This is a genomic window from Mesorhizobium sp. WSM1343 (assembly GCF_055901535.1).
The window spans coordinates 5312055-5335694 of the sequence record NZ_CM148370.1 but is presented as its reverse complement, the minus strand read 5'-3'; the positions used below and the strand labels follow the sequence as shown (position 1 = coordinate 5335694).

General features: G+C 62.4%; 23 protein-coding genes. 5 read left to right on the top strand and 18 right to left on the bottom strand.

The window, feature by feature from the left end; translation table 11 throughout:
* Window positions 1–89: 89 nt before the first annotated feature.
* The 14 genes from AC0NIL_RS26170 to AC0NIL_RS26105 form a co-directional block, all read right to left on the bottom strand.
* On the bottom strand, window positions 90–713 hold the full coding sequence (locus tag AC0NIL_RS26170; protein ID WP_275953793.1) for a sarcosine oxidase subunit gamma: 624 nt from the start codon (window positions 711–713) through the stop codon (window positions 90–92).
* A complete protein-coding gene (locus tag AC0NIL_RS26165; protein WP_473572732.1) occupies window positions 706–3687 on the bottom strand; it encodes a sarcosine oxidase subunit alpha in 2982 nt (993 codons plus the stop codon). The genes AC0NIL_RS26170 and AC0NIL_RS26165 overlap by 8 nt, the downstream gene beginning before the upstream one ends.
* Window positions 3687–3962 (bottom strand): sarcosine oxidase subunit delta, encoded by a 276-nt coding sequence (locus AC0NIL_RS26160; protein WP_013532908.1) that lies wholly within the window; start codon window positions 3960–3962, stop codon window positions 3687–3689. Before AC0NIL_RS26160 ends, AC0NIL_RS26165 begins: the two co-directional genes overlap by 1 nt.
* 16 nt (window positions 3963–3978) lie before the next feature.
* On the bottom strand, window positions 3979–5232 hold the full coding sequence (locus AC0NIL_RS26155; protein WP_013532907.1) for a sarcosine oxidase subunit beta family protein: 1254 nt from the start codon (window positions 5230–5232) through the stop codon (window positions 3979–3981).
* Window positions 5233–5268: 36 nt separating this feature from the next.
* Window positions 5269–6576 carry a type III glutamate--ammonia ligase gene (gene glnT / locus AC0NIL_RS26150; RefSeq protein ID WP_024502590.1) on the bottom strand — a complete coding sequence of 436 codons (1308 nt, stop codon included), beginning with the start codon at window positions 6574–6576 and terminating at the stop codon, window positions 5269–5271.
* Window positions 6577–6636: 60 nt separating this feature from the next.
* Window positions 6637–7965 carry an FMN-binding glutamate synthase family protein gene (locus AC0NIL_RS26145; RefSeq protein WP_010914750.1) on the bottom strand — a complete coding sequence of 443 codons (1329 nt, stop codon included), beginning with the start codon at window positions 7963–7965 and terminating at the stop codon, window positions 6637–6639.
* Between the two features lie 6 nt (window positions 7966–7971).
* Window positions 7972–8697, bottom strand: a complete 726-nt coding sequence (locus AC0NIL_RS26140) for a GltB/FmdC/FwdC-like GXGXG domain-containing protein (protein WP_013532905.1) — start codon at window positions 8695–8697, stop codon at window positions 7972–7974.
* A 4-nt stretch (window positions 8698–8701) separates the two neighbouring features.
* A complete protein-coding gene (locus tag AC0NIL_RS26135; protein ID WP_063167616.1) occupies window positions 8702–9598 on the bottom strand; it encodes a class II glutamine amidotransferase in 897 nt (298 codons plus the stop codon).
* Between the two features lie 104 nt (window positions 9599–9702).
* On the bottom strand, window positions 9703–10026 hold the full coding sequence (locus AC0NIL_RS26130) for a hypothetical protein (protein WP_473572731.1): 324 nt from the start codon (window positions 10024–10026) through the stop codon (window positions 9703–9705).
* Window positions 10023–10712, bottom strand: a complete 690-nt coding sequence (locus AC0NIL_RS26125; RefSeq protein WP_064995089.1) for a hypothetical protein — start codon at window positions 10710–10712, stop codon at window positions 10023–10025. Before AC0NIL_RS26125 ends, AC0NIL_RS26130 begins: the two co-directional genes overlap by 4 nt.
* Window positions 10713–10757: 45 nt before the next feature.
* Complete coding sequence (locus AC0NIL_RS26120) at window positions 10758–12161, bottom strand: APC family permease (RefSeq protein WP_024502594.1); 1404 nt, start codon at window positions 12159–12161, stop codon at window positions 10758–10760.
* A 14-nt stretch (window positions 12162–12175) separates the two neighbouring features.
* The gene (locus AC0NIL_RS26115) at window positions 12176–12337 is read right to left on the bottom strand and encodes a hypothetical protein (RefSeq protein WP_013532900.1); all 162 of its coding nucleotides are present in this window, start codon (window positions 12335–12337) and stop codon (window positions 12176–12178) included.
* Window positions 12338–12372: 35 nt separating this feature from the next.
* Window positions 12373–12750: a hypothetical protein gene (locus AC0NIL_RS26110; protein ID WP_013532899.1), complete on the bottom strand. Its 378-nt coding sequence runs from the start codon at window positions 12748–12750 to the stop codon at window positions 12373–12375.
* A gap of 12 nt (window positions 12751–12762) precedes the next feature.
* Window positions 12763–13050, bottom strand: a complete 288-nt coding sequence (locus AC0NIL_RS26105) for a hypothetical protein (RefSeq protein WP_013532898.1) — start codon at window positions 13048–13050, stop codon at window positions 12763–12765.
* 286 nt (window positions 13051–13336) lie between these two features.
* Here AC0NIL_RS26105 and AC0NIL_RS26100 point away from each other — a divergent pair, with 286 nt between their 5' ends.
* The 4 genes from AC0NIL_RS26100 to AC0NIL_RS26085 all read left to right on the top strand — a co-directional run bounded on the left by AC0NIL_RS26100 (window position 13337) and on the right by AC0NIL_RS26085 (window position 17221).
* A complete protein-coding gene (locus AC0NIL_RS26100) occupies window positions 13337–14470 on the top strand; it encodes an aminomethyl transferase family protein (protein ID WP_027163838.1) in 1134 nt (377 codons plus the stop codon).
* Between the two features lie 142 nt (window positions 14471–14612).
* Complete coding sequence (locus tag AC0NIL_RS26095) at window positions 14613–15209, top strand: dimethylamine monooxygenase subunit DmmA family protein (protein ID WP_473572730.1); 597 nt, start codon at window positions 14613–14615, stop codon at window positions 15207–15209.
* Window positions 15206–16171: a PDR/VanB family oxidoreductase gene (locus AC0NIL_RS26090; RefSeq protein ID WP_063167620.1), complete on the top strand. Its 966-nt coding sequence runs from the start codon at window positions 15206–15208 to the stop codon at window positions 16169–16171. The genes AC0NIL_RS26095 and AC0NIL_RS26090 overlap by 4 nt, the downstream gene beginning before the upstream one ends.
* 9 nt (window positions 16172–16180) lie before the next feature.
* The gene (locus tag AC0NIL_RS26085) at window positions 16181–17221 is read left to right on the top strand and encodes a heme-dependent oxidative N-demethylase family protein (protein ID WP_024502597.1); all 1041 of its coding nucleotides are present in this window, start codon (window positions 16181–16183) and stop codon (window positions 17219–17221) included.
* A gap of 51 nt (window positions 17222–17272) precedes the next feature.
* Here AC0NIL_RS26085 and AC0NIL_RS26080 read toward each other — a convergent pair whose 3' ends face one another.
* Complete coding sequence (locus AC0NIL_RS26080; RefSeq protein ID WP_473572729.1) at window positions 17273–17989, bottom strand: helix-turn-helix domain-containing protein; 717 nt, start codon at window positions 17987–17989, stop codon at window positions 17273–17275.
* 317 nt (window positions 17990–18306) lie between these two features.
* Here AC0NIL_RS26080 and AC0NIL_RS26075 point away from each other — a divergent pair, with 317 nt between their 5' ends.
* Window positions 18307–19665, top strand: coding sequence for an NAD(P)-binding domain-containing protein (locus AC0NIL_RS26075; RefSeq protein WP_473572728.1), 1359 nt, complete (start codon window positions 18307–18309; stop codon window positions 19663–19665).
* Between the two features lie 49 nt (window positions 19666–19714).
* On the opposite strand, the gene AC0NIL_RS26070 is transcribed toward AC0NIL_RS26075, so the two are convergent.
* From AC0NIL_RS26070 to AC0NIL_RS26060, 3 genes are all read right to left on the bottom strand, one after another.
* Entirely contained in the window at window positions 19715–20467 is a 753-nt protein-coding gene (locus AC0NIL_RS26070; protein WP_275953784.1) for a DUF8168 domain-containing protein, read from the bottom strand.
* 69 nt (window positions 20468–20536) lie between these two features.
* Window positions 20537–22519: an ABC transporter permease gene (locus AC0NIL_RS26065; RefSeq protein ID WP_275953783.1), complete on the bottom strand. Its 1983-nt coding sequence runs from the start codon at window positions 22517–22519 to the stop codon at window positions 20537–20539.
* Entirely contained in the window at window positions 22516–23601 is a 1086-nt protein-coding gene (locus AC0NIL_RS26060; RefSeq protein WP_013532889.1) for a quaternary amine ABC transporter ATP-binding protein, read from the bottom strand. The genes AC0NIL_RS26065 and AC0NIL_RS26060 overlap by 4 nt, the downstream gene beginning before the upstream one ends.
* Window positions 23602–23640: the final 39 nt, after the last annotated feature.

Below are 23640 nucleotides of genomic sequence, written 5' to 3'. Positions count from 1 at the left end.
CTTGCCAAGCTGGAGCACCCCTCATCCGACCTCGCTTCGCGAGGCCACCTTCTCCCACAAAGGGGAGAAGGGAAGGCCGCGCACAAGCGTTACGCTAAGTCCTTGGAGTGACTGATGTCCACGCCGTACTCCGCGCCCGAATCCAGCATCGTATGCGAAAGGCTCTCGGCAAACGTCGCAAACATCAGAACGTTGAACACCGCCTGCCCATCCGTCCGATCACTGTCGCGCCAGAGCGTGACGCTGGTGTGATCCATCGACGTCGCGGCGGCGGCGCCAACCGGAAACGCATCGGGATGCAAATCGATCGACGACAGTTTCGCCAGCATTGTCCGCGCCTTGGCGCCGGAGATGCTGACCAGAACCCGCGCATGCGACTGGTCCGACAGCGAGCCGGACAATGCGGGCTCCAGCGTCTGCATCGTGTGCTTGCCGCCCTTCGACAGCACGAAGAACTGGTCCGGTCCCGACCAGATCAGCGTTGCGTCCGAAGTCCGCACCGCCTTGGGCGCATCAGGGACAGCAACACCAAACCGAGCCTTGGCGGCTTGTCCCAGCTCGGCCGCCTGGCCGCGCCGCGCCATCACCTGGATCAGATCAAAATTGCGGATCTCGGTCAGCGAGACGCCGGCCTCAATACCGCGTGCACCATGCACGCCGGCAACGAGCGCCTTTTCAAGCGGACTGCGGGGAGCCCAGGAAAACTCAACCACGCTGGCGCCCTCCATCCGGGTCGTAGAAGACGGGATTGCAGAGTTCGACGTCATAGTCTTCGCCGCGCAATGGATCATGCGCGTGCACGATCTCGCCGATGCGTTCGCGGCCGCGTTCGACAAGCGCGAGCCCGATCCACTGATCCAACGTCGGCGAGAAGCAGACCGAGGTGACATAGCCCTGGTCGTTGCCGGGGCCGGGCGTCTGCCCCTTCGGGATGATGTGTGCGCCGGAGCGCAGCCGACGTGTCTCGTCCGTCGGCTTGATGCCGACGACGACCTGGCGATCCGGGGCTACCAGCGCCTCGCGTCCGGCCATGACGCGGCCGATATAGTCTTTCTTGGTCGACATCATCTTGCCCAGACCAAGATCGGCCGCTGTCGTCGTGCCGCTCAGTTCCGGTCCGGCGATGTGGCCCTTTTCGACGCGCATGACGCCGAGCGCCTCGGTGCCGTAAGGCGTCACGCCGAATGGCGCACCGGCCAGCATCAGATTGCGCGCCATCGCATCGCCGAAGCGTGCCGGTACCGAGATCTCGAAGGCCATTTCGCCGGAGAACGAGATGCGGAACAGCCGCGCCTTCAGGCCGCCGCGCAATGTCACTTCGCGCGCGCCCATGAACGGAAAGCCTTCGTTGGAAAGGTCCTCGGACTCATCAACGATCTGTTTCAGCAACTCCCGCGCGCTCGGTCCAGCGATCGAGAACTGCGCCCACTGGTCGGAGACGGAAGTGAGCTGCACGTCGAGCTCCGGGAACAGCACCTGGCGGCAGAATTCGAGATGCTGCATCACCAGACCGGCCTTGGCCGTGGTGGTGGTGAGAAAATAGTGGTCTTCGGCCAGCCGCGACGTGGTGCCATCGTCATAGACGATGCCATCCTCGCGCAGCATCAGACCGTAGCGCGCCTTGCCCACTGCAAGACTGGAGAAGGTGTTGATGTAGACGCGGTCGAGGAAGGCGCCGGCATCCGGACCGTGCACGTCGATCTTGCCGAGCGTCGAGACATCGCAGAATCCGACGCCTGAGCGCACCGCCTTGACCTCGCGCGTCACCGATTCCAGCCAGTCCTTCTCGCCCGCGCGGGGGTACCACTGCGCCCGCTTCCACAGGCCGGTGTCGACGAAGACAGCACCTTGTTCCACGGCCCAGTGATGCGACGGCGTCAGCCGCGTCGCATGGAAAGTCTCGTCGCGGTGATGGCCGGCGAAGGCGCCGATGGCGACGGGCACGTAAGGCGGCCGGTAGATCGTTGTCCCGGTCTCGGGGATCGAACGGCCGCTGACCGCAGCCATGATGGCGAGGCCGGCGACATTCGAGGTCTTGCCCTGGTCGGTCGCCATGCCGAGCGTCGTGTAGCGCTTCAGGTGCTCGACCGATTCAAAACCTTCGCGCTGCGCCAGTTCGATGTCGGAAGCGGTGACATCGTGCTGGTAATCGACAAAGGCTTTTCCCTTGCCCGCAACATGCCAGAGCGGCGTCAGCGAAAAAGCCTCGTCATCGGCGGCAGGCGCGGCGCCCGCCGTACCATTGTGCCCCGTGTCACGCGCCGCTGCCGCGCCAGCGGCAAATCCCTGGCTCAGGCAGGCGCCGAGGCCAAAGTCGCCATTGGCGGCGCCCGCTGCGACCATACCGGGCGGCGCGCCGTCCGGTACGAAAGCAGCAATATCGTCGCGCCATTTCGGCCGTCCGCGATGGTAGGAGGTCAGCCCGACCGCCGGATTCCAGCCGCCGGAGACGGCAAGCCCGTCGGCTTCGACTTCCGCGCGCGCGCCGCCAGTCAGCGCTACCGCGACTTTCCTGACGCCGTCCTTACCGCCATCGACGCTGCTGACGGCTCCGTGCAGCACGGGGAAGCCGCCCTTGGAGGCCAGCGAACGATGCGCCGGCGAAATTTCGGGCCGCGCATCGATGACCGTTGCGATCTGCAGGCCGGCACCGAGCGCCGTCTCGACGGTGCGCCAGCCGTCCTCATTGTTGGTGAAAAGTGCGATCCGCTTTGCCGGTGTAGCGGCGTAGCGCGCGACATAGGTGCGCATGGCGGAGGCCATCATCACGCCGGGCGTGTCGTTGCCGGCAAAGACGATCGGCCGTTCGATGGCGCCGGCTGCCACGACGCAGCGCTTCGCCACGATCCGCCACAGGCGCTGGCGCACCTGGTGCTCGGGCGGCGAGGGCAAATGGTCGTTGACCCGCTCAATGGCGCCATAGGTGCCGCCATCGTAGACGCCGAACAGCGTCGTGCGGGTCATGACGCGGACGTCGGGCATACCAGCCAGTTCAGCCAGCGTCCGCGAAATCCACTCGGCCGCAGGTTCGCCGTCGATCATTCCGCCATCCGACAGCAGACGGCCGCCGAGGACAAAATCCTCCTCGCACAGGATGACGCGGGCGCCTGCGCGGCCGGCTGCCAACGCCGCGGCCAGGCCAGCCGGGCCGGAGCCGGCGATCAGCACATCGCAATGCGCCCATGCCTTGTCGTAATGGTCGGGATCGGCGATGCCGGCGGCACGGCCAAGGCCTGCGGCGCGGCGGATCGCCGGCTCATAGATCGCTTCCCAGAACTTCGCCGGCCACATGAATGTCTTGTAGTAGAAGCCGGCAACGAAGATCGGCGCGAACAGCTGGTTGACCGACATCACGTCGTGGCGCAGCGACGGCCAACGGTTCTGGCTGGCGGCCTCGAGCCCGTCATAGAGTTCGGCCGTCGTCGCCTTGGTGTTCGGCTCGCGCCGTGCCCCGGTGCGCAGCTCAACCAGCGCATTGGGTTCTTCCGAGCCCGCAGTCAGGATGCCGCGCGGGCGATGGTATTTGAATGAGCGGCCGACCAGCTTGACGCCGTTGGCGATCAGCGCCGAGGCGAGCGTGTCGCCCTGGAAGCCGGAGAAAGCCTTGCCGTCGAAACGGAAGTTCAGCGGTGCCGAGCGGTCGACAAGCCCGCCATTGCCGAGCCGGTGTGTCTGCGCGCCGGCCATCACGCACCAACCTTCGCAGCGCCGGCACCAGCCGCCGGTTCGATGGAGGAAATCTCGTGCGTCAGCGTGTTGCGGGTGACCTTCAGCCAAGCCCGGCAACCACCGCCATGGTACCAATATTCGCTGGTCGCGCCGGCGACATTGTCGCGCAGATAGACATAGTCGAAGACCTCGTCTTCCGAGGCGCCGGCCTCGGGCCGCACCGGCTTGGCGTCGCCGAGATAGGTGAACTCGCCGAGTTCGCGTTCACCGCAGAAAGAACAGGCAATGCGCATTTCTTCTAAACCGCCTTCAATGCAGGTTCGGTTGGGCGCCCTGGCCCTTTTCGTCGATCATGGCGCCAGTTCGGAACCGGTCTAGGCGGAACCGTGCCGCTTCTTCATGCGACTCGTCGCGAGCCAGGAGGTGCGCAAAGACAAAACCGGACCCTGGCGTCGCCTTGAAGCCGCCATAGCACCAGCCCGCGTTGAGATAGAGCCCGTCGACGGGCGTCTTGTCGATGATCGGTGAACCGTCCATCGACATGTCCATGATGCCGCCCCACTGGCGCAGCAGGCGCACGCGGCCGATCATCGGCATCAGCGCCATGCCGCCCTCGCAGACGTCTTCCATCACAGGCATGTTGCCGCGCTGGGCGTAGGAATTGTAGCCGTCTATATCGCCGCCGAAGACGAGGCCGCCCTTGTCGGACTGGCTGACGTAGAAATGGCCGGCGCCGAAGGTCATGACGCCCGGGATGAGCGGCTTGATCGCCTCGGAGACGAAGGCCTGCAGCACATGGCTCTCGATCGGCAGGCGCAGGCCGGCCATTGCCGCGACGCGCGACGAGGAGCCGGCGACCGCCATGCCAACCTTTCCGGCGCCGATCTTGCCGCGCGACGTCTCGACGCCGGTCACCTTGCCATTGGCGTCTCTGACGAAGCCGGTGACTTCGCAATTCTGGATGATGTCGACGCCGAGTTCGCTCGCCGCATGCGCATAGCCCCAGACCACCGCATCGTGCCGCGCCGTGCCGCCGCGCCGCTGCAACAGCCCGCCTTGCACGGGAAAGCGCGCATTGTCGAAGTTCAGGAACGGGATCATCTTCCTGACGGCAGCGAGGTCGAGCAGTTCGGCGTCGATGCCGTTGATGCGCATAGTGTTGCCGCGCCGCGCATAGGCGTCGCGCTGCGCATCGGAATGGTAGAGGTTGATGACGCCGCGCTGGCTGACCATCGCATTGTAGTTGAGGTCCTGCTCCATCCGCTCCCACAGCTTCATCGACAATTCGTAGAAGCCGGTGTTGCCGGGCAGACCGTAATTGGAGCGGATGATGGTGGTGTTGCGGCCGGCATTGCCGGAGCCGATCCAGCCTTTTTCGAGCACGGCGACATTCTTGATGCCGTACTCGCTGGCGAGGAACCAGGCGGTGGCCAGCCCGTGCCCACCGCCGCCGATGATCACCACGTCGTAGCGATCCTTCGGCGTGGCGTCGCGCCAGGTGCGCTGCCAGTTCTTGTGGCCGGACAGGGCGGCACGAGCGAGCGAGAAGATCGAATATTTCATCAGTTCATTCCGAGGTCGCTCGCGTCGCGCTGGTGGTCAAATATCCAGCGTGTGGTCGCGCTCCCATTGCGTGAAGTGCGAAGCATAGGAATTCCATTCCTGGTGCTTCAGCTTTAGGTAGGCCGACGAGAATTCCTCACCCAGCGCCGCCTTGAGCGATTTGTCCTTGTCGAACTCGCGCAAGGCGTCGAGCAGGTTGAGCGGCAGTTTTGGCGCGCCCTTTACCGTATGGCCATGCTGGTACATGTCGATGTCGTAGCGCTTGCCAGGATCGGCCTTCGAGCGAATGCCGTCGAGGCCGGCGGCGATGATGACCGCTTGCAGGAGATAGGGATTGGCGGCGCCATCCGGCAGCCGCAGCTCGAAGCGGCCGGGGCCGGGCACCCGCACCATGTGGGTGCGGTTGTTGCCGGTCCAGGTCACCGTGTTCGGTGCCCAGGTCGCGCCCGAAATGGTGCGCGGCGCGTTGATGCGCTTGTAGGAATTCACCGTCGGGTTGGTGATCGCGGCCAGTGCGGAGGCATGTTTCATGATGCCGCCGAGGAAATTCCTGCCCTTGGCCGACAGGCCGAGCTCCATCGAATTGTCGGCGAAGACGTTGGTCTTGCCGGCCTTGTCCCAGACCGAGATATGCGCATGGCAGCCATTGCCGGTCAGGCCCTGGAAGGGCTTCGGCATGAAGGTCGCGCGCAGGCCATGCTTTTCCGCGATCGACTTGACCATGAATTTGAAGAACGAGTGCTTGTCGGCGGTGGCCAGCGCGTCGTCGAAGGCCCAGTTCATCTCGAACTGGCCGTTGGCGTCCTCATGGTCGTTCTGATAGGCGCCCCAGCCGAGCGCCAGCATGTGGTCGCAGATCTCGGCGATGACGTCGTAGCGCCGCATCACCGCTTGCTGGTCGTAGCAGGGTTTTGAGGCCGTGTCGTATTCGTCGGAGATCGTCTTGCCGTCAGGCGAGATCAGGAAGAACTCGGCCTCGACGCCGGTCTTGACATGCATGCCGTCGCTGGCGGCTTCCGCGATCAGCCGCTTCAGTGTGTTGCGCGGCGCCTGGTCGACCTCCTTGTCGTCCATGATGCAGTTGGCCGCCACCCAGGCGACCTCAGGCTTCCACGGCAGCTGGATCACCGAATCCGGATCCGGCACCGCAAGCATGTCGGGATGCGCCGGCGTCAGGTCCAGCCATGTGGCGAAACCGGCAAAGCCGGCGCCGTCCTTCTGCATGTCTGATATCGCCTGCGCCGGCACCAGCTTGGCACGCTGGCCACTGAACAGGTCAGTGTAGGAAATCATGAAATATTTGACGTTTTTCGCCCTTGCGAATTCAGCAAGATCAGTTGCCACGGTAGTTCCCCATTTTATCGATTGTTGTTCCCGAGTATGCGGGAATCGGCCCTTCGTTGATCAGAAGCCGTTCTTCCCCGGTATCCAGTTGGTGCCGGCCAGCGGCACGCCGGCCATGGCGGCTGCCTCGATCGTCAGCGCGACCAGGTCCTCGGGTTCGAGATTGTGCAGGCTGTTCTTGCCGCACGCGCGGGCGATCGTTTGAGCCTCAAGGGTCATCACCTTGAGGTAGTTCGCCAGCCGGCGCCCGGCAGCCACCGGATCGACCCGCTTCATCAGTTCCGGATCCTGCGTGGTAATGCCGGCGGGGTCGCGACCCTCGTGCCAATCGTCATAGGCGCCGGCCGTGGTGCCAAGCTCGTTGTACTCCGCCTCCCAGCGCGGATCGTTGTCGCCGAGCGCGACAAGGGCCGCCGTGCCGATCGAGACCGCGTCGACGCCGAGCGCCAGCGCCTTGGCGACATCGGCGCCGTTGCGAATGCCGCCGGAGACGATCAACTGCACCTTGCGGTGCATGCCGAGGTCCTGCAGCGCCTGCACGGCCGGCCTGATGCAGGCAAGCGTCGGCTGGCCGACATTTTCGATGAACACTTCCTGGGTGGCGGCGGTGCCGCCCTGCATGCCGTCGACGACAACGACATCGGCGCCGGCCTTCACGGCAAGCGCCGTGTCATAATAGGGGCGCGCGCCGCCGACCTTGACGTAGATCGGTTTTTCCCAGTCGGTGATTTCGCGCAATTCGAGGATCTTGATCTCGAGATCGTCGGGTCCGGTCCAGTCGGGGTGGCGTGAGGCCGAGCGCTGGTCGATGCCTTTCGGCAGCGTGCGCATTTCGGCGACACGATCCGAAATCTTCTGGCCAAGCAGCATGCCGCCGCCACCCGGCTTGGCGCCCTGGCCGACGACGACCTCGATCGCATCGGCGCGGCGCAGATCGCGCAGGTTCATGCCGTAGCGCGAGGGCAGATATTGATAGACCAGTTGCTTGGAATGGCCGCGCTCCTCCTCGGTCATGCCGCCGTCGCCCGTCGTGGTCGAGGTGCCCGACAGGGTAGCGCCGCGTCCGAGCGCTTCCTTGGCCGGACCCGACAGCGAGCCGAAGCTCATGCCGGCAATGGTGATCGGAATCTTCAACTCGATCGGCTTCTTGGCATGGCGAGAGCCGAGCACGACCGATGTGTCGCAGCGCTCGCGATAGCCTTCGAGCGGGTAACGCGAGATCGAGGCGCCGAGGAACAGTAGGTCGTCGAAATGCGGCAGCTTGCGCTTGGCGCCGGCGCCACGGATGTCATAGATGCCGGTCGCCGCGGCACGGCGGATCTCGGAAAGCGTGTAGTCGTCGAAGGTCGCGGATTTGCGCGGCGTCGTCGGCGGGTTCCTGTAGGTCATGCTGCCTCAATACGCGTCGGCGTTGTCGATATTGAAATTATAGAGGGTACGCGCCGAGCCGTAGCGCTTGAACTCCGACGGCTTGACGCCGGTGACGCCGGCGCGGTCGAGCAGGCCCTGCAGCAATTCCAGATGCTCGGTCCGCATTTCCTTGGCGATGCAGTCGGCGCCGAGGCTGTCGACCTTGCCGCGCACGAAGAGCCGCGCCTCGTAGATGGAATCGCCGAGCGCATCGCCGGCATCGCCCAACACCACCAGATTGCCTGACTGCGCCATGAAGGCCGACATATGGCCGATATTTCCATGCACGACGATATCGATGCCCTTCATCGAAATGCCGCAGCGCGACGAGGCGTTGCCTTCGATGACCAGCAGGCCGCCCTTGCCGGTGGCGCCGGCATACTGGCTGGCGTCGCCTTTGATGGTGATCGAGCCCGACATCATGTTCTCGCCGACTCCAGGCCCTGCCGAGCCATGCACGGTAATGGTGCTGCCGGAATTCATGCCGCCGCAGTAATAGCCGACGCTGCCGCGCACATCGATGGCAACAGGCTGGTCGACGCCAACGGCCACCGAATGGCTGCCTTTCGGGTTCAGCACTTCCCATGCCGTTTCGTTCGAGCCGGGAGCCAGATTGTGCAGCGCCTGGTTGAGTTCGCGCAGCGACAACTGGTCGAGATCGAAGACCCGAGGGTCGTGTGCCGCGGTTTTTGAAAGCGTGGTTGCCGGCATGAACTCAATGCTCCCAGAAATAGACGGTTGCGGGCTCGGGTTCCCAGACCCTCGCATTGTCTATGCCGGGCAGTTTGGTCAGCGCGCGATATTCCGAGCCGAAGGCGACATATTGGTCGGTTTCGGCCATCACGGCTGGCTTGCAGGCAATCGGATCGCGCACCACGCCAAAGCCGTTCTTGGTGCCGACGACGAAGGTGAAGAAGCCGTCGAGGTCGGAGAGCGTGCCTTCCAGCGCCTCGCCGAGATTCTTGCCATGCGCCATCTGTGACGAGAGATAGGCGGCAGCGACTTCGGTGTCGTTCTCGGTTTCGAAGGTCATGCCTTCGCGGATCAGTTCGCGGCGGACATTGTTGTGGTTCGACAGCGAGCCATTGTGCACCAGGCACTGGTCGGCGCCGGTCGAGAACGGATGCGCGCCCATCGTCGTTACCGCCGATTCCGTCGCCATGCGGGTGTGGCCGATGCCATGTGTGCCGGTCATCTTGCGGACATCGAAGCGATCGACGACAGCCTCGGGCAGGCCGACTTCCTTGTAGATCTCGACCACGTCGCCGGCGCCCATGATGCGGATGTCGGGGCGCAGCGCCTGGATGGTTTCGCGCGCTTCATCGATCTTGGCAGGCGTGGTCCTGACGACTGCATGGGTGGATTTCACCGCGATCGTCACCGGCGTGCCGATGGCCTTGGCGAGCTCCGCCTCGAGGCCGCGGAAATCGCGGTCGGGCTTGGCCGACTGGATGGTGATCTTGGCCTCATTCTTGGACGGCGCGCCATAGATGGCGATGCCGGCGCTATCGGGACCGCGATCGCTGAGCGAAATCAGCATCTGCGACAGCATCGCGCCAAGCTGGGGTTCCAGCGACTTGTCCTTCAAAAACAGTCCGACAATTCCACACATGTCAGCCTCCCGACGTTTTGTAGCTAAGAGATCGTTTGCAACTCTGAAATGATGTATCGAATGAGGTCCGCAAATTCAATCGTATGAAAAAAATATTCCTCTAATTACCTATGCGTCTCAATGCCGCTCTGCCCACTATCGTTGCCTTGCCGGGCGTTGTGAACCCATTTGGCGGTGCGGATGCGGGCGAGCTTGTAGGCGTCCAGGATCGACAAAGCATAGATCAGGAAGCCGCCGGCGTGACGGCCGACGAAGCTGGCATCGGGCGGCGCGATCTTGGCCGTCATCCATGCCAGGATCACCATGAAGAAAAGGAATTGAAGGCCGCGCACCGGCACGCCCAGAATGACGTGCCCGCTTCCCGGCAGCACGATTGCGGCGCCGAGAACCAGATAGGGATTGGTGGGTGCAGTGGCGGAACTGGTCATGCGGCCTGCCGTTCGCTTTTGTTGATCGCGTCGCGAAGCGCCGACACCGACATCAGCAGCCTTTCGATCAGCGCGGGATCGAGTGCGGCGTCGCCGAATTCGGCCTGCCGGAAAACGCCATAGCGCGCGCGCTCGGCTTCGGCCAGAAGCCAGACGATGCGTATACCCTTGGGCGTGATCAGCAGTTCCTTGGCGCGCCCTTCGGAAAAGATCTCGATATGGCTGGCGATAAGGCCTTGCGGAAAGCGCGCCGCCCTGCGGTCGGTGCGCAGCACCGACTCGGCGGGAAATCCCGGAGCCTTGGGCAGCGTATGCTCGAGATGATCGAAATTGGAGAAGGTCGTCGGCGAGCCCGGCCGCATCATCATGTCGAAGGTGGCTGGTACCGCGACCTCTTCGGTGATCGAAACACTGAGCCAGCGCGCCGGCAGTTTGCGCGTCGCCAGCGTATCGACGATGGTGCGCACCTGGACACGTTTGCTGTTCCAGGATCCTTCCCAGGTGATGACGCCGGCGGTGCCATCCGAAACATTGGCAGCATCGGCGATGATTGTGCGGATGCGGTCCTGCTCGACGGCGAGCGCCATCGATGCCCTGCTGCGGCTGGCACGCGCTTGCCAGGCAAGGTGGAGAACGACAACCAGGACAATGGCCCCGGCCAGCAGTGCTGATGTCAGCTCGGACATTTTCTCATGCCAGGCCCGGCCGGGATCCGGACGGGCCTACTCCCATCAATAACCCTGCGGCTTTGGCCACGGCATGGTGAACTGGTCGCCGCGCCGCACGAATTTGTAACGGTAGAAGTGGAACCACAGCGAGATCAGGAAGTAGAAGGCGACCATGGCGATCAACTGCGAGCCGAAGCCGAGGAAGATTGCGAAGAAGGTCACCACGCACAGGCAGAACAGCACCATGGCCGGGATCGGATGGAAGGGGTGGGTGTAGCCTCGGCGGATCGAGCCCAACGGCCACTTCTTGCGGAACATGATGATGTTGATGCTCATGAACGTGTATTGCAGCACCCCCGACAGGATCGAAAAGGTGATCGCCTGATTGAGGTCGGCGATGAAGGCGAAGGCCAGCGCGATCGGCAGCAGGAACAGGATCGACCGATAGGGCGTGCGATATTTCGGATGCACGGCCGAGAACCATGTCGGCAGATAGCGGTCACGGCCGAGCGAGAACCAGGCGCGCGCCGCATCGTTGATGCAGCCATTGGCCGACGCCAGCGCCGCCAGCAGCGTGGCGACGAACAACAGGTTCTCGAGCAGCGGGCTGCCGGTCAGCTTGCCGGCGTCCCACAGTGGATAGTAGGTGATGCCGAGATATTCCCAGGGCATCAGGGAGGCGCAGACATACCAGGTCATGGCCGCCGCGATCAAAAGCGTGATCATGCCGGCCATGGTGCCGTAAGGCAGCGAGCGGGCCGGGGAGCGCACTTCCTCGGCGGCCTGTGTGGTGCCTTCGATGCCGAGATAGTACCATATGCCGAACTGGAAGGCGGCGATGACGCCGATCCAGCCATAGGGAAGCGCATTGCCTGGGGTGACCAGTTCGTTCAGCTTCAGCACCGCGCCTTGCGTCCACGGGCTGACCGAAAAGAACAGGATGACGATCGAGATATAGGCGATCGCGGTGATGACGAAGTTGACGTTGAGCGTCATCAGCACGCCGCGATAGTTCAGCCACGCCAGCACGACGATGGTCGCGGCGATGAAGGAATTGTGGGTGAGCCCTTCGACGCCGGCCTTGGCGACGATGGTGTCGCCGAGCAGGATGGCGTCGGACACTTCGAGCATCGTGTAGGCAAAGACCAGGAACAGCGCGACGTTGAACGCCATCAGCGGTCCGACGATGTGCTTTGCCTGCGCATACTGGCCGCCAGCGGCGGCCACGGTCGATGTCACCTCGGAATCGATCATCGCAACCGAGGTGTAGAGCAATCCGACGACCCAGCAGACGATCAGCGCGGCCAGCGCGCCACCCTTGTCCGCCGAGAAATTCCAGCCGGTGAATTCGCCGACCAGGACGATGCCGACGCCGAGCGCCCAGACATGGGCCGGTCCGAGCACGCGCAGGAGTGAAACTCTGTCCCCTTGGACAGCCGGGGCAGCCGGTTCAAGTGCGATCGTCATTGTTCAATCCTCACTCAGATCCGGTGTTTTTCGGAAGTGGCTTCCAGTTCGCCTTCGCGCGAGGAGGTCAGCACCTCTTCGGAGAAGGTCGTGTCGACCTTGAACCAGTCGTAGAGCATCCACAAAGCGAGCACGATCGAGATGCCCCAGCATGCGTAAGAGAGTGCCACCCACATGATCGTGTCCCCGAATTAAATCGTCCTCAGAACTCTTACTTGTCGTCGAATTTTTCGTTGATGACGTCGCGATATTCGCGGTCGGATGCGCGAAACAGGAAGACGAAATAGCCTATCAGCACCGCAGCCATTATGATCAGCGTCGGCCAGTCGATGACATAATGGAAGCGGTTCTGGATGATGTCGTGCGCGGTCTCGGGCGTGTAGCCGAGCTTTTCCCAGATCGAGGCCATGGTCGGGTTCTGGCCGAGCGCTTCCCACGTCTTGGCGTCGAGCGCGTCGATGGATTTCGCCGCGCCGGCGAGGCCCAGTTTCAGCGGCAGCCACAGCGCCACGAAAATGGCGACGACGACGACGGCGATGTCGAAAACCTGCCCGGCCTTGCTCTGCTCCGGCGGCGTGTAGCGGGACATTTCTTCTACCCCTCAGGACTTGCGGTTGCGGAATGCGTCGGCGTTCTTGATGTCGAGCCCGTAGATGAATTCCTTGTCTTCCTTGTAGTGCTTGACCATCGCCAGGATGGCGGCCGTGTTGAAGATCAGCACGGCGGCGGCGGCGATCGCGACCACGGCCTTGATGCCGCTGTGCGGGATGTAGGGCCATGTCATGAGCAGGACGAAGAGGATCGTCGCCCACAGGCAGACGATCAGGAGCGCAGATCCGCGCACGTCGGAGCGGTACAGCGCTTCGATGCGCTGTTGCATGTCTGACATCGGTTTTCCCCTTTTTCCAACGCCAGGCCCCGAATTGGCCGGCCGCTGCCTTCTTTCAAGAGAGTGAAATTTTTTTCATAAATTCAGTCCGAATCCCGCAATTGTCAAGCGCGATTTACGTGAGGTTAACTGTTTGCTTTGCGCGGTGGATTTTGCCTGACAATGAAATTAATTGCTTATGGGTATTGCGGCGTCCTGGCGTTTGCGATCAATATTCGGTCAAAGCTCCCGCCACTGCGCAGGGGGCAGGGAACAGCAGAGCATTATCGAAACGGAGGACGAGCGGATGACGGCATCCTGGAGATTTTCGACCCTGGCGGATCGCCACCGAGCGCTCGGTTCGAAGCTCGAAGACTGGAGCGGCATGGGAACCGCCTGGACCTACGACAAGGATGCCGACGAGGAGTACATCGCCATCCGCACCAAGGCTGGCCTGATGGATGTCTCCGGCCTCAAGAAGGTGCACATCACCGGGCCGCATGCTTCACACCTGATCGACCTGGCGACGACGCGCGACGTCGAAAAGATCTACCCCGGCAAGTCGGCCTATGCCTGCATGCTGAACGAGGCGGGAAAATTCACCGACGATTGCATCCTCTACCGCACCGGCCCCAATGCCTGGATGGTCGTGCATGGTTCGGGCACCGGCCATGAAGAATTGCAGCGGGCGGCTATGGGCCGCGACGTGTCGCTGCGCTTCGACGACAATCTGCACGATCTTTCGCTGCAGGGGCCAACCGCCGTCGACTATCTGGCCAAGCATGTGCCGGGCATTCGCGACCTCAACTATTTCCATCATATGCAGACGCAACTGTTCGGTTTGCCCGTCATGATCTCGCGCACCGGCTACACCGGCGAGCGCGGCTACGAGATCTTCTGCCGCGGCCAGGATGCCGGCACGATCTGGGACAGGATCCTCGACGAGGGCAAGAGCGCCGGCATCATTCCGTGCCGCTTCACCACCCTCGACATGCTGCGGGTGGAAAGCTATTTGCTGTTCTACCCCTACGACAATTCGCAGAAATATCCGTTCGAGAACGAAGGACCCGGCGACACGCTGTGGGAGCTCGGCCTCGACTTCACCGTCAGCCCCGGAAAGACCGGCTTCCGCGGCGCCGAGGAGCATTATCGCCTCAAGGGTAAGGAGCGCTTCAAGATCTACGGCGTTCTGCTCGACGGCAAGGAGCCGGCCGATGAGGGTGCGCCGGTCTATCGCGACGGCAAGAAGGTGGGCGTGGTAACCTGCGCCATGTATTCGCCCCTGGTCGAGAAATCGATGGGCATCGCCCGCCTCGACGTCGACTGCGCGGTCAAGGACACCAAGCTCGAAATCCGCAACAGGAGCGGCGCCATCAAGGCCACCGCCCAGCCATTGCCATTCGACGATCCCAAGAAGACCAAGCGCACGGCGAAAGGTTGAGGCATAATCAACAGCGAGGGGTTCGAGCAATTCCAGGAAAAGTGTGAAACGGTTTTCCGTCCGGAATTGCGTCAAAGCAAAGAGATAGAGCGGTCCGCCGTTTCTATGAAACGGTGAAGCGCTCGAAGGCACGAAGACTTAAATGGCAGCCAAAAGCATCATCAGCCGGCCTGTTTACGGAACCTTGTCTCCGCAGCCCGGCAAGCATCATCTTTTTATCGCGGATGCGGAAGGGGCGCTGACGATAGCGGAGATGGCCGGGAGGGCGCCGCCCGGGTTTTTCGACGACGCCGAAATCGTCTTCATTCCCGGGCCTGACGGCAAACACACCGCGGCCCTCGAAGCGCTGAGACCGGCGCAGTTTCATCTGTCGCCATCCTTCGCCAGCCTGCTGCCACGGCTTAGGCAGACACTGACCAATGCGCATATGGGCCTGCGCCTCTATCTCGCCGGCACTGAGGGCCTGATCGGCCAGGCGATGCAGGTGGCGCTTGAAGCCGGCATCGACCACACTTCGATCCAGACCGAGCACCGCGGTTCGCTGGCGCGGCGCATGCAATGCGTCCACTGCAAGGGCATCACCGAGAATGTGACGACGCAGCCGGCGACCTGCGCGCATTGCGGCCTGCTGCTTCTGGTGCGCGATCATTATTCCAGGCGCATCGCGGCGTTCCAGGGCGTCTGCATCAACGCCGAGGATCGCAGCGAGATTCCTCCGATGGAGGAGGTTTTCCGATGAGCGCCGGAACAACAAAACTCGATGTCGTGGTCAGCGACGTCGTCCCGGTCAACGACCTCGTCACCCGCTTCCATTTCCGCCGGCGCGACGGCGAGTTGCTGCCGACCTTTTCCGGCGGCGCCCATGTCGTGGTCGAGATGCGCGACGGCGAACGCACCAGGCTCAACCCCTATTCGCTGATGGGCTCGCCGCTCGACACGCGCGAATACACGATCTCGGTGCGCCGCGACGATGTCGGCCGCGGCGGCTCGCTGTTCATGCACCGGAACGTCAAGCCCGGCATGGAGATGGTGGTCAGCTATCCCGTCAATCTGTTCTCGCTCGACCTGCGCGCCAAAAAGCATCTGATGCTGGCCGGCGGCATCGGCATCACGCCGTTCATGGCGCAGACCGCTCAGCTTGCGGCGGAAGGCGGCAATTTCGAACTGCACTACACCTGCCGCACCGCATCGCTCGGCACCTACGCCGATGTGCTGCGCGAGCGCTACGACCGACGGGTCAGGCTCTATCATGACGACCTTGACGAGCGCATCGAACTCGACCGGCTGCTGTCGACGCAGCCGCTCGGCACGCATCTCTATGTCTGCGGCCCGGCCGGCATGATCAACTGGGTGCGTGATCGCGCGGCAAGCCTCGGTTGGCCATCGGAAACCGTGCATTTCGAGCATTTCGCGGCCCCCCAGCCTGGCCTGCCTTTCGACGTGACGCTTGCCGTCAGCGGCAAGACGATCCGCGTCGATGAGCAGCAGAGCCTGCTGGAAGCGATCGAAGCGGCCGGCGTCGATCCGCCCTATCTCTGCCGCGGCGGCGTCTGCGGCCAGTGCGAAACCAACGTCATCTCTTGCGACGGCAAGTTCATCCACAACGACCACTGGCTGAGCGAGGAAGAGCACCGTTCGGGCAAGAAGATCATGCCGTGCGTGTCGCGCTTCGAGGGCCGGTCGCTGGTCCTGGAGCGCTAGGAGGAAATCATGGGCATCACCTTTCGCAAGGAAACGTTCCGCGACGACTTCACCTTCAGGAACAGCCCTGAGCACATCAGGCGCTTCCCGTTTCCGTTCCACGAAGACGCCTACATGTATGCGGTCAACATCGAGCCGCATGTCGTCGGCCCCAAGGGCAGCGTGCTGGAAAACCTGATCGACGTCGACGAGCACTATGTCGCCGAGATGCAGGACCGCGCGCTGGTGCTGGCCGAGGACCCGCTGCGCTGCCAGTCGCTGCCGCACATGACGCTGGCCGGTTGGGACTTGCTGGAACTGCTGATGGAGCAGCAGGCGCTGGGCTATCCCGAGCATTTCACGCTGACCCGCGACGGCGACCGCTGGCGCTGGATCAACCGGCCGCTCGGCATCGACGACACCTTCACCTTCGGCGACACCTCGACGCTGCCTTACGGCCCGATGGAGTACATCACCCGCCAGAGCCAGGGCGACTTCTGCATCCTCGACCAGCGCGACGGCAATCTGTGGATGGATGCCGGCATGGTCACCACCCAAGCCGACTGGTCGCTCGATTTCGACATCGGCATGAACTTTTTCGAATGGCACGCGCCGGTGCCGCTGGCGCATGAGAAGGGGATTTTTGTCAGGGCGCTGAAATTCCTCACCAACATCCAGCAAGGCAAGCCGGCCAGGCGCCTGAACTGGACGATGACCATCAATCCGCGCCTCGACACCAGCCCCGAAAACTATCACAAATGGGGTCCGGACCGGGCGACGGTGACGCCGGAAAATGTCGGCGACAAAGTGCATCTGCGCGTCGAGCTGCAGAGTTTTTGGCGCCTGCCGCGCTCGAACGGCATCGTCTTCCCGATCCGCTGCTATCTGATCAAGATGGACGAGCTGGTGACGCAACCAAAATGGGCCCGGCGCCTGCACCGCGTCATCCGCGACCTGCCCGACGAACTCGCCAACTACAAGGGCCTGACCCGGTATAGGTCAACGTTGGTCGAGTGGCTGTCGAAGCTCGACGACGGCAGCCCGACGAGCCCTGGGTTCGGACCGGATTGAGCGACGCCCGCGAAGCTGCCGATCTCCCCTCGTGGGGAGATCGAGTCCCGCTCAACCCGCGCTCTGCGGATAGCAGATAATCGACAAATACCGCATCGGCAGTTTCGTCAGCTGTTCCGGCCCGTGCGGCGCGTCGGCGTCGAAGAACAGGCTGTCGCCGGGCTTCATCGGGTAGAGATTGCTGCCGTGCCGGTAAACGACCTCGCCCTCGAGCATATAGAGGAACTCCATGCCCTCATGCTGGAAGGTCGGAAACACGTCGGAATCCTCGGTCAGCGTGATCAAATAGGGCTCGACGACGACGCCGCTGGTATTGGAGCCGATATGGCCGAGCAGATTGTACTGGTGACCGGCGCGCGTGCCGCGGCGCTCGACATCGAGGCCTTGGCCGGCCTTGACGAAAACGGCGCTGCGCTCTTCCTCGAAGCGGCGGAAGAAGGCTGTCACCGGGACGCCGAGCGCCCGCGACAGCGCCTGCAAGGTGGTCAGTGACGGCGAGGTGATGCCATTCTCGATCTTCGACAGCATGCCCAGCGAAATGTCGGTGGCGGCCGCCAGATCGGCGACGGTGATGCCGAGCTTCTTGCGGAAGGCGCGCACCTCGCGGCCGATCGCCACCTCCAGCACCTTTTCGCGCGTGTCGCGAATGGCATGCGGGTTCTGCGTCAGCGGCGCGCGGATGGTTTTCCCGTCGGCCGAGACCTTTGGCTGCGGCTTGGCCTTTGCACCGGCTGGACCAGCCTTGGAATCGGAAACCTTCTTCGCCATGTCGCCCCCGGCACTCCTGCGGATTTATTTCACTCTAGGTGAACATGTCAGGTGCCGATACAGCAGCGCAACTGCGACGGCAAGTCGCCTGAAAGCGCATGCGCACGATCCGGCGTTTGGCCGCGTCCGGTTTTTTGCGGGAAATCCACATCGGCGGAACGTTGTTTCCGCACCGGGCTGTTGACAGCACGAAAGGGCCAATTACTGTCCCTGTGAGTGAAATTTGTTTCGTAAGAGCAATTCCGGGAAAGCGCATAGCGCTTTCCCCTTGGGAGTTGCGTCAAGGCAAAAGTCGAAACCAGATCGGGAGGCCTGCCATGAAAAGTCGCGTTGCCGTCATCGGAGCCGGCCCATCCGGCCTGGCACAGCTCAGGGCCTTCAAATCGGCGGCCGACAAGGGCGCCGACATTCCCGAGATCGTCTGCTTCGAAAAGCAGTCGGACTGGGGCGGCCTGTGGAACTACACCTGGCGCACCGGTCTCGACGAGCATGGCGATCCGGTGCACGGTTCCATGTATCGCTATCTCTGGTCGAACGGACCAAAGGAATGCCTGGAATTCGCCGACTATACTTTCGAGGAGCACTTCGGCCGGCCGATCGGCTCCTATCCGCCGCGCGCCGTGCTGTGGGACTACATCAAGGGCCGCGTCGAGAAATCAGGCCTGCGCAAATGGGTGCGCTTCAACAGCCCGGTGCGCATGGTGACGTTTTCGGACGAGACGAAGAAATTCACCGTCACCGCGCATGACCGCACCAACGACGTCACTTATTCCGAAGAGTTCGACAATGTCGTCGTCGCCTCCGGGCATTTCTCGGTACCCAACGTGCCCTATTTCGAGGGTTTCTCCACCTTCAATGGCCGCATCCTGCACAGCCATGATTTCCGCGACGCGATGGAGTTCAAGGGAAAGGACATTCTGATCATCGGCCGCTCCTATTCGGCCGAGGATATCGGCTCGCAATGCTACAAATACGGCGCCAAATCGATCACCTCCAGCTACCGCTCGAAGCCGATGGGCTTCAAATGGCCGGAGAATTGGAAAGAGGTGCCGCTGCTGCAGAAGGTCGTCGGCAAAACCGCGCATTTCAAGGACGGCACCACTAGGGATGTCGACGCCATCATCCTGTGCACCGGCTACCTGCATTCCTTCCCCTTCCTCACCGACGATTTGAAGCTCAAGACCGCCAACCGCATGTGGCCGCTCGATCTCTATGAGGGCGTCGTCTGGGAGAAGAACCCAAAACTTTCCTATATCGGCATGCAGGACCAGTTCTACACCTTCAACATGTTCGACGCGCAGGCCTGGTTCGCCCGCGACGTCATCATGGGCCGCATCAAGCTGCCGTCGGCCGAGGCGATGGCCGAGCACGGCGCGAAATGGCGCGCGCGCGAGGAAACGCTCGAAGACGCCGAGCAGATGATCTGGTTCCAGGGCGACTACACCAAGGAATTGATGGACCAGACCGACTATCCCGGCTTCGACGTCGAGGCGGTCAACCAGACCTTCATGGAGTGGGAGCACCACAAGGGCGAAGACATTATGAGCTTCCGCGATCACGCCTACCGCTCGCTGATGACCGGCACCATGGCGCCGCTGCATCATACGCCATGGCTGCAGGCGCTGGACGATTCCATGGAGAGCTATCTGGAAGTCAAAGGGGTAGCAGCGGAATAAAGGTTCGGCCAGCGGCTTGAATTCTTTTGATGGCCTGATGGGTTTGCCATCAAGCTGTCAAAAGAGGAAACATGTCCTCCGGCAGTTCCTCTTTTCCCCCTCGCTTCAGAAATTCCAAGTACCTAGTCATGATTGCCCACGCTCGATGAGTAACGACGATTTGAGTTCCCCCATCTGTAGCTCCCCGATTGCCGTGTCGTGGATAGCGAGATGCGTCTGTTATGAATTTCAAGTAAGAGCGCTCTATTCGAAGCTTGTTTCGCATGACCTCCCACGCCTGACTCTCTGACGTATCAGAAGCCATCTGGCTACGAATTACTTCGACCGCTCGCGCCGCAGCGATTGCCGAATAATTAAGTGTGCTCAAGCTTGAGACGAGATCACGGAACGCGAATCTCAAGCTCAAGTTTGGAAGGACGAGATTGCTAAGCTGCTGGAATTCGGCGGCGCTCTGGAAGGCATTGCAATAGGCTTGTACGCTCTGCTCACTTAGTGCGATTGGTCGGCGTTCTTCGCCGCGAGTCATGAAATCAACTATCACCGACAGAGCCCATCCTTTTGAGAAAGCAAAGATGTCGACTAAGGCAGTTGCAAGTTCGAGCGATCGAACCGTACAAAATTGAAGAGCGTTGTCACAAGAACTTACGATATCGCACTCTACATGGACGTTGCCGTCGCGAATTTTGAATTTGAAGATTCCTTCGAATCCATTTGGATCTTTGAAAGATATAGAATCAATATCTGGAATGCTGACCCGGCGAATCTCAGGCAATACCCAGCCTTCAATAGTGATTGTATCCATGAGAGGGACCGTACAACGAAATCGACGAAAGAATGGATTATTAGGCTATCGAGCTTGAAATGGTAGCTATCACCCCAGCCTTGCCCTGGCCTTCGCCGTCCAGGCGTTGAACAGCCGGTCGGCGACGATGCCGATGAAGGCGATGGCGAGACCGGCGACGATGCCGCGGCCGGAATCAGCCTTGGATAGCGCGATGAACACTTCCTGGCCGAGATCGCGGGTGCCGACCATGGCGCAGATGATGATCATCGCCAGCGCCATCAGGATCGTCTGGTTGACGCCGAGCATGATCTCGGGCAGCGCCAACGGCAATTGCACGCGAAAGAAGGTTTGGCGCGGCGTACAGCCCGAAACCTTCGCCGCCTCGATCAGCGCCGGCGGCACCTGCCTGATGCCGTGATTGGTATAGCGGATCGCCGGCACCACGGCGAAGGCTATCGTTGCGATCATCGCGGTGACGTCGCCGACCCGAAACAGCATCACCACCGGGATGATGAAGCAGAAGGACGGCAGCACCTGCAGCGTGTCGATGATGGGCGTGACGATCTTCTCGAAGCGGTCGCTGCGCGCGGCCATCAGGCCGATCGGGATGCCGATCAGGCAGGCGATGAAGGCAGAGATGCCGCAGAGATAGACCGTTGCCATCGTTTTTTCCCACAGGCCGGTGATGGCGCAGAAGGCGGTCAGCGCGGCGACGAGAACGGCCAGCCGCAGGCCGGAGAGCTGATAGCCGGCAAGGCCGAGCAGGAAGACCGCGCCCAGCCACGGAAAGCCTTCGCAGAAGGCGCGCAGCGGGTTCAGCAAATTGAGGATGAGCGCCACGCGAAATGCTTCGATCGTGTCGAAGAAATTGATGGTTACCCAGTTCACCGCCGCCTTCCACAGCGGCGCCGTGGTGAAAGTGATCGCTTTCGGCACCACTGCCAAGGCCGGCACGAACAGGCCGAGCAGTGTTGTCACGACAAGGATGGCGATGGCCAGCGTCAGGTTGGGGTAGCGCCACCAGAGGCTCGGGCTTACCTCCTGATGGACATGGCCCTTTGCTTGGCTGTGCGCGATGGCTTGGCTCAGCCGGTCGAGTGCGATGGCGAGTGCCACAATGGCAAGGCCGGCTTCCATCGCCTCGCCGACCTTCAGCGCGCGCAGCGCCAGGAGCACGTCGTAGCCGAGGCCGCCGGCACCGATCATCGAAGCGATGATCACCATGTTCAGCGCCAGCATGATGACCTGGTTGACGCCGACCATCAATGTCGGCCGCGCCGACGGCAGCAGCACCCGCCACAGTTTCTGCTGCGCCGTGCAGCCGGCCATTTCGCTGAAATCGTCGATCTCCGACGGCACCCGCGATAGGCCGAGCATCGTTGCTCGCACCATCGGCGGGGTGGCGAAGATGGCGGTCGCAATCATCGCCGAGACCGGGCTGTTGCCGAACAGCAGCAGCATTGGGATGAGATAGGCGAAGGTCGGGATCGTCTGCATCAGGTCGAGGGCAGGGGAGACGATGAGCCTTTCGGCCCACGGCTTGCGCCACGCCCAGATGCCGGCGAACAGCCCGGTGACGATGCAGAACGGCACGGCGATGGAGATCAGCCCAAGCGTCAGCATGGCGCTGGTCCATTGGCCGAACAGCGCGATGTAGAGGAAGCAGCCGCCGACCAGCAGGCCGAGTTTTCTGCCGCCGGCTGCATGCCCCGCGATGAAGGCGGCAGCGCAGACGCCGACCCAGGACAGCCGCGGCAGGACATAGGCTTCTGCGCCGTGACCGATCTTGAAATTCTTGGCCAGCAGATTGAGCGCGAAATCGAGCGGAACGCCGAGCACAGCGGTGATCGAGCGGGTGAGCCACGACAGGTTCGACTTGATCCAGCGCATCAGCGCGCTGATCCAATCGGCGACCGGCACGACGGCGCTGGCCGGATAATTGACCGCCCAGGGCAGGTGGTCTTGCAACAGGAACACGACAAGCACGGCCGCGAGTGCCACCGCCCAGACGAGCAGCCAGACCTGAACCGGGCGCGACCGTGTTTCGCCGGCGCTTGCCGTCACCGTCATGTGCCGGCTCCGGAACGCTCAATGCCGGCCAGCAGATCGATCACCGCTTGCGGCGTCACCTCGCCGATCGGCTTGCCGCTGCCGTTGACGACCGCGAACGGCTTGTTGGCGGCAACGATGCTGGCGGAAAAGCTGGATATCTTGGCCTCCGGCGCCACCGTTCCGCCGTGCTCCGAGCCGTCGCAGGCGCGCATGAGGCTGCGTGCCGAGATCACCTTGGCGCGGTCGACGTCGCGGGTGAACTCGGCGACGTAGTCGGTCGCCGGATTGACCACCAGTTCCTCCGGCGTGCCGATCTGGATGACCTCGCCATCCTTCATGATGGCGATGCGGTCGGCCAGCCGGATGGCCTCGTCGAAATCATGGGTGATGAAGACGATGGTCTTGTGCAGCATCATCTGCAACCGCATCAGCTCGTCCTGCATCTCGCGGCGGATCAGCGGATCGAGCGCCGAGAACGGCTCGTCGAGGAACCAGATTTCCGGTTTTGTCGCCAGGCTGCGGGCGATGCCGACACGCTGCTGCTGGCCGCCGGACAGTTCGCGCGGATAGAAATGCTCGCGACCCCTTAAGCCGACAAGCTCGATGACCTCGCGCGCCCTTGCTTCGCGTGTCGCCCGGTCCTGCCCCTGGATGCTGAGCGGGAAGGCGATGTTCTCCAGCACGTTGAGATGCGGCAACAGCGCAAAATTTTGGAACACCATGCCCATGCGGTGTCGTCGCAATTCGATGAGTGCTGCATCGGAGATTTTCAGCAGGTCATTGCCCTCGAATTCGACCTTGCCGTGGGTCGGCTCGACCAGCCTCGACATGCAGCGCACCAGCGTCGACTTGCCGGAGCCCGACAGGCCCATGATGATGAAAATCTCGCCCTGGCGGATTTCAAGGTCGACGGCGCGCACCGCGCCGACCAGCCCGGCAGCCGTGACGTCGGCCATGCTGGCCTTGCCGTCACGTTCGCGGATGAAATTGGCCGCGTTCGATCCGAACAATTTCCAGACGTTGCGGCAGGCAAGCTTTACCGGACGGGCGTCTTTTGGCGCGCCCGCCGTGTTTGGCTCCTGTTCAGTCCTGTCCGTCATTCGAACGTCCCTCTGGAATATCAACAAGTGAGGCCCGGC

Excerpts from the sequence above, each read along its gene's own strand:
- AC0NIL_RS26165 (WP_473572732.1), bottom strand. The coding sequence starts at position 3,687 with ATGGCCGGCGCGCAGACACACCGGCTCGGCAATGGCGGGCTTGTCGAC.
- AC0NIL_RS26160 (WP_013532908.1), bottom strand. The coding sequence starts at position 3,962 with ATGCGCATTGCCTGTTCTTTCTGCGGTGAACGCGAACTCGGCGAGTTC.
- AC0NIL_RS26155 (WP_013532907.1), bottom strand. The coding sequence starts at position 5,232 with ATGAAATATTCGATCTTCTCGCTCGCTCGTGCCGCCCTGTCCGGCCAC.
- AC0NIL_RS26145 (WP_010914750.1), bottom strand. The coding sequence starts at position 7,965 with ATGACCTACAGGAACCCGCCGACGACGCCGCGCAAATCCGCGACCTTC.
- AC0NIL_RS26140 (WP_013532905.1), bottom strand. The coding sequence starts at position 8,697 with ATGCCGGCAACCACGCTTTCAAAAACCGCGGCACACGACCCTCGGGTC.
- AC0NIL_RS26135 (WP_063167616.1), bottom strand. The coding sequence starts at position 9,598 with ATGTGTGGAATTGTCGGACTGTTTTTGAAGGACAAGTCGCTGGAACCC.
- AC0NIL_RS26130 (WP_473572731.1), bottom strand. The coding sequence starts at position 10,026 with ATGACCAGTTCCGCCACTGCACCCACCAATCCCTATCTGGTTCTCGGC.
- AC0NIL_RS26125 (WP_064995089.1), bottom strand. The coding sequence starts at position 10,712 with ATGTCCGAGCTGACATCAGCACTGCTGGCCGGGGCCATTGTCCTGGTT.
- AC0NIL_RS26120 (WP_024502594.1), bottom strand. The coding sequence starts at position 12,161 with ATGACGATCGCACTTGAACCGGCTGCCCCGGCTGTCCAAGGGGACAGA.
- AC0NIL_RS26115 (WP_013532900.1), bottom strand. The coding sequence starts at position 12,337 with ATGTGGGTGGCACTCTCTTACGCATGCTGGGGCATCTCGATCGTGCTC.
- AC0NIL_RS26110 (WP_013532899.1), bottom strand. The coding sequence starts at position 12,750 with ATGTCCCGCTACACGCCGCCGGAGCAGAGCAAGGCCGGGCAGGTTTTC.
- AC0NIL_RS26105 (WP_013532898.1), bottom strand. The coding sequence starts at position 13,050 with ATGTCAGACATGCAACAGCGCATCGAAGCGCTGTACCGCTCCGACGTG.
- AC0NIL_RS26100 (WP_027163838.1), top strand. The coding sequence starts at position 13,337 with ATGACGGCATCCTGGAGATTTTCGACCCTGGCGGATCGCCACCGAGCG.
- AC0NIL_RS26095 (WP_473572730.1), top strand. The coding sequence starts at position 14,613 with ATGGCAGCCAAAAGCATCATCAGCCGGCCTGTTTACGGAACCTTGTCT.
- AC0NIL_RS26090 (WP_063167620.1), top strand. The coding sequence starts at position 15,206 with ATGAGCGCCGGAACAACAAAACTCGATGTCGTGGTCAGCGACGTCGTC.
- AC0NIL_RS26085 (WP_024502597.1), top strand. The coding sequence starts at position 16,181 with ATGGGCATCACCTTTCGCAAGGAAACGTTCCGCGACGACTTCACCTTC.
- AC0NIL_RS26080 (WP_473572729.1), bottom strand. The coding sequence starts at position 17,989 with ATGGCGAAGAAGGTTTCCGATTCCAAGGCTGGTCCAGCCGGTGCAAAG.
- AC0NIL_RS26075 (WP_473572728.1), top strand. The coding sequence starts at position 18,307 with ATGAAAAGTCGCGTTGCCGTCATCGGAGCCGGCCCATCCGGCCTGGCA.
- AC0NIL_RS26070 (WP_275953784.1), bottom strand. The coding sequence starts at position 20,467 with ATGGATACAATCACTATTGAAGGCTGGGTATTGCCTGAGATTCGCCGG.
- AC0NIL_RS26065 (WP_275953783.1), bottom strand. The coding sequence starts at position 22,519 with ATGACGGTGACGGCAAGCGCCGGCGAAACACGGTCGCGCCCGGTTCAG.
- AC0NIL_RS26060 (WP_013532889.1), bottom strand. The coding sequence starts at position 23,601 with ATGACGGACAGGACTGAACAGGAGCCAAACACGGCGGGCGCGCCAAAA.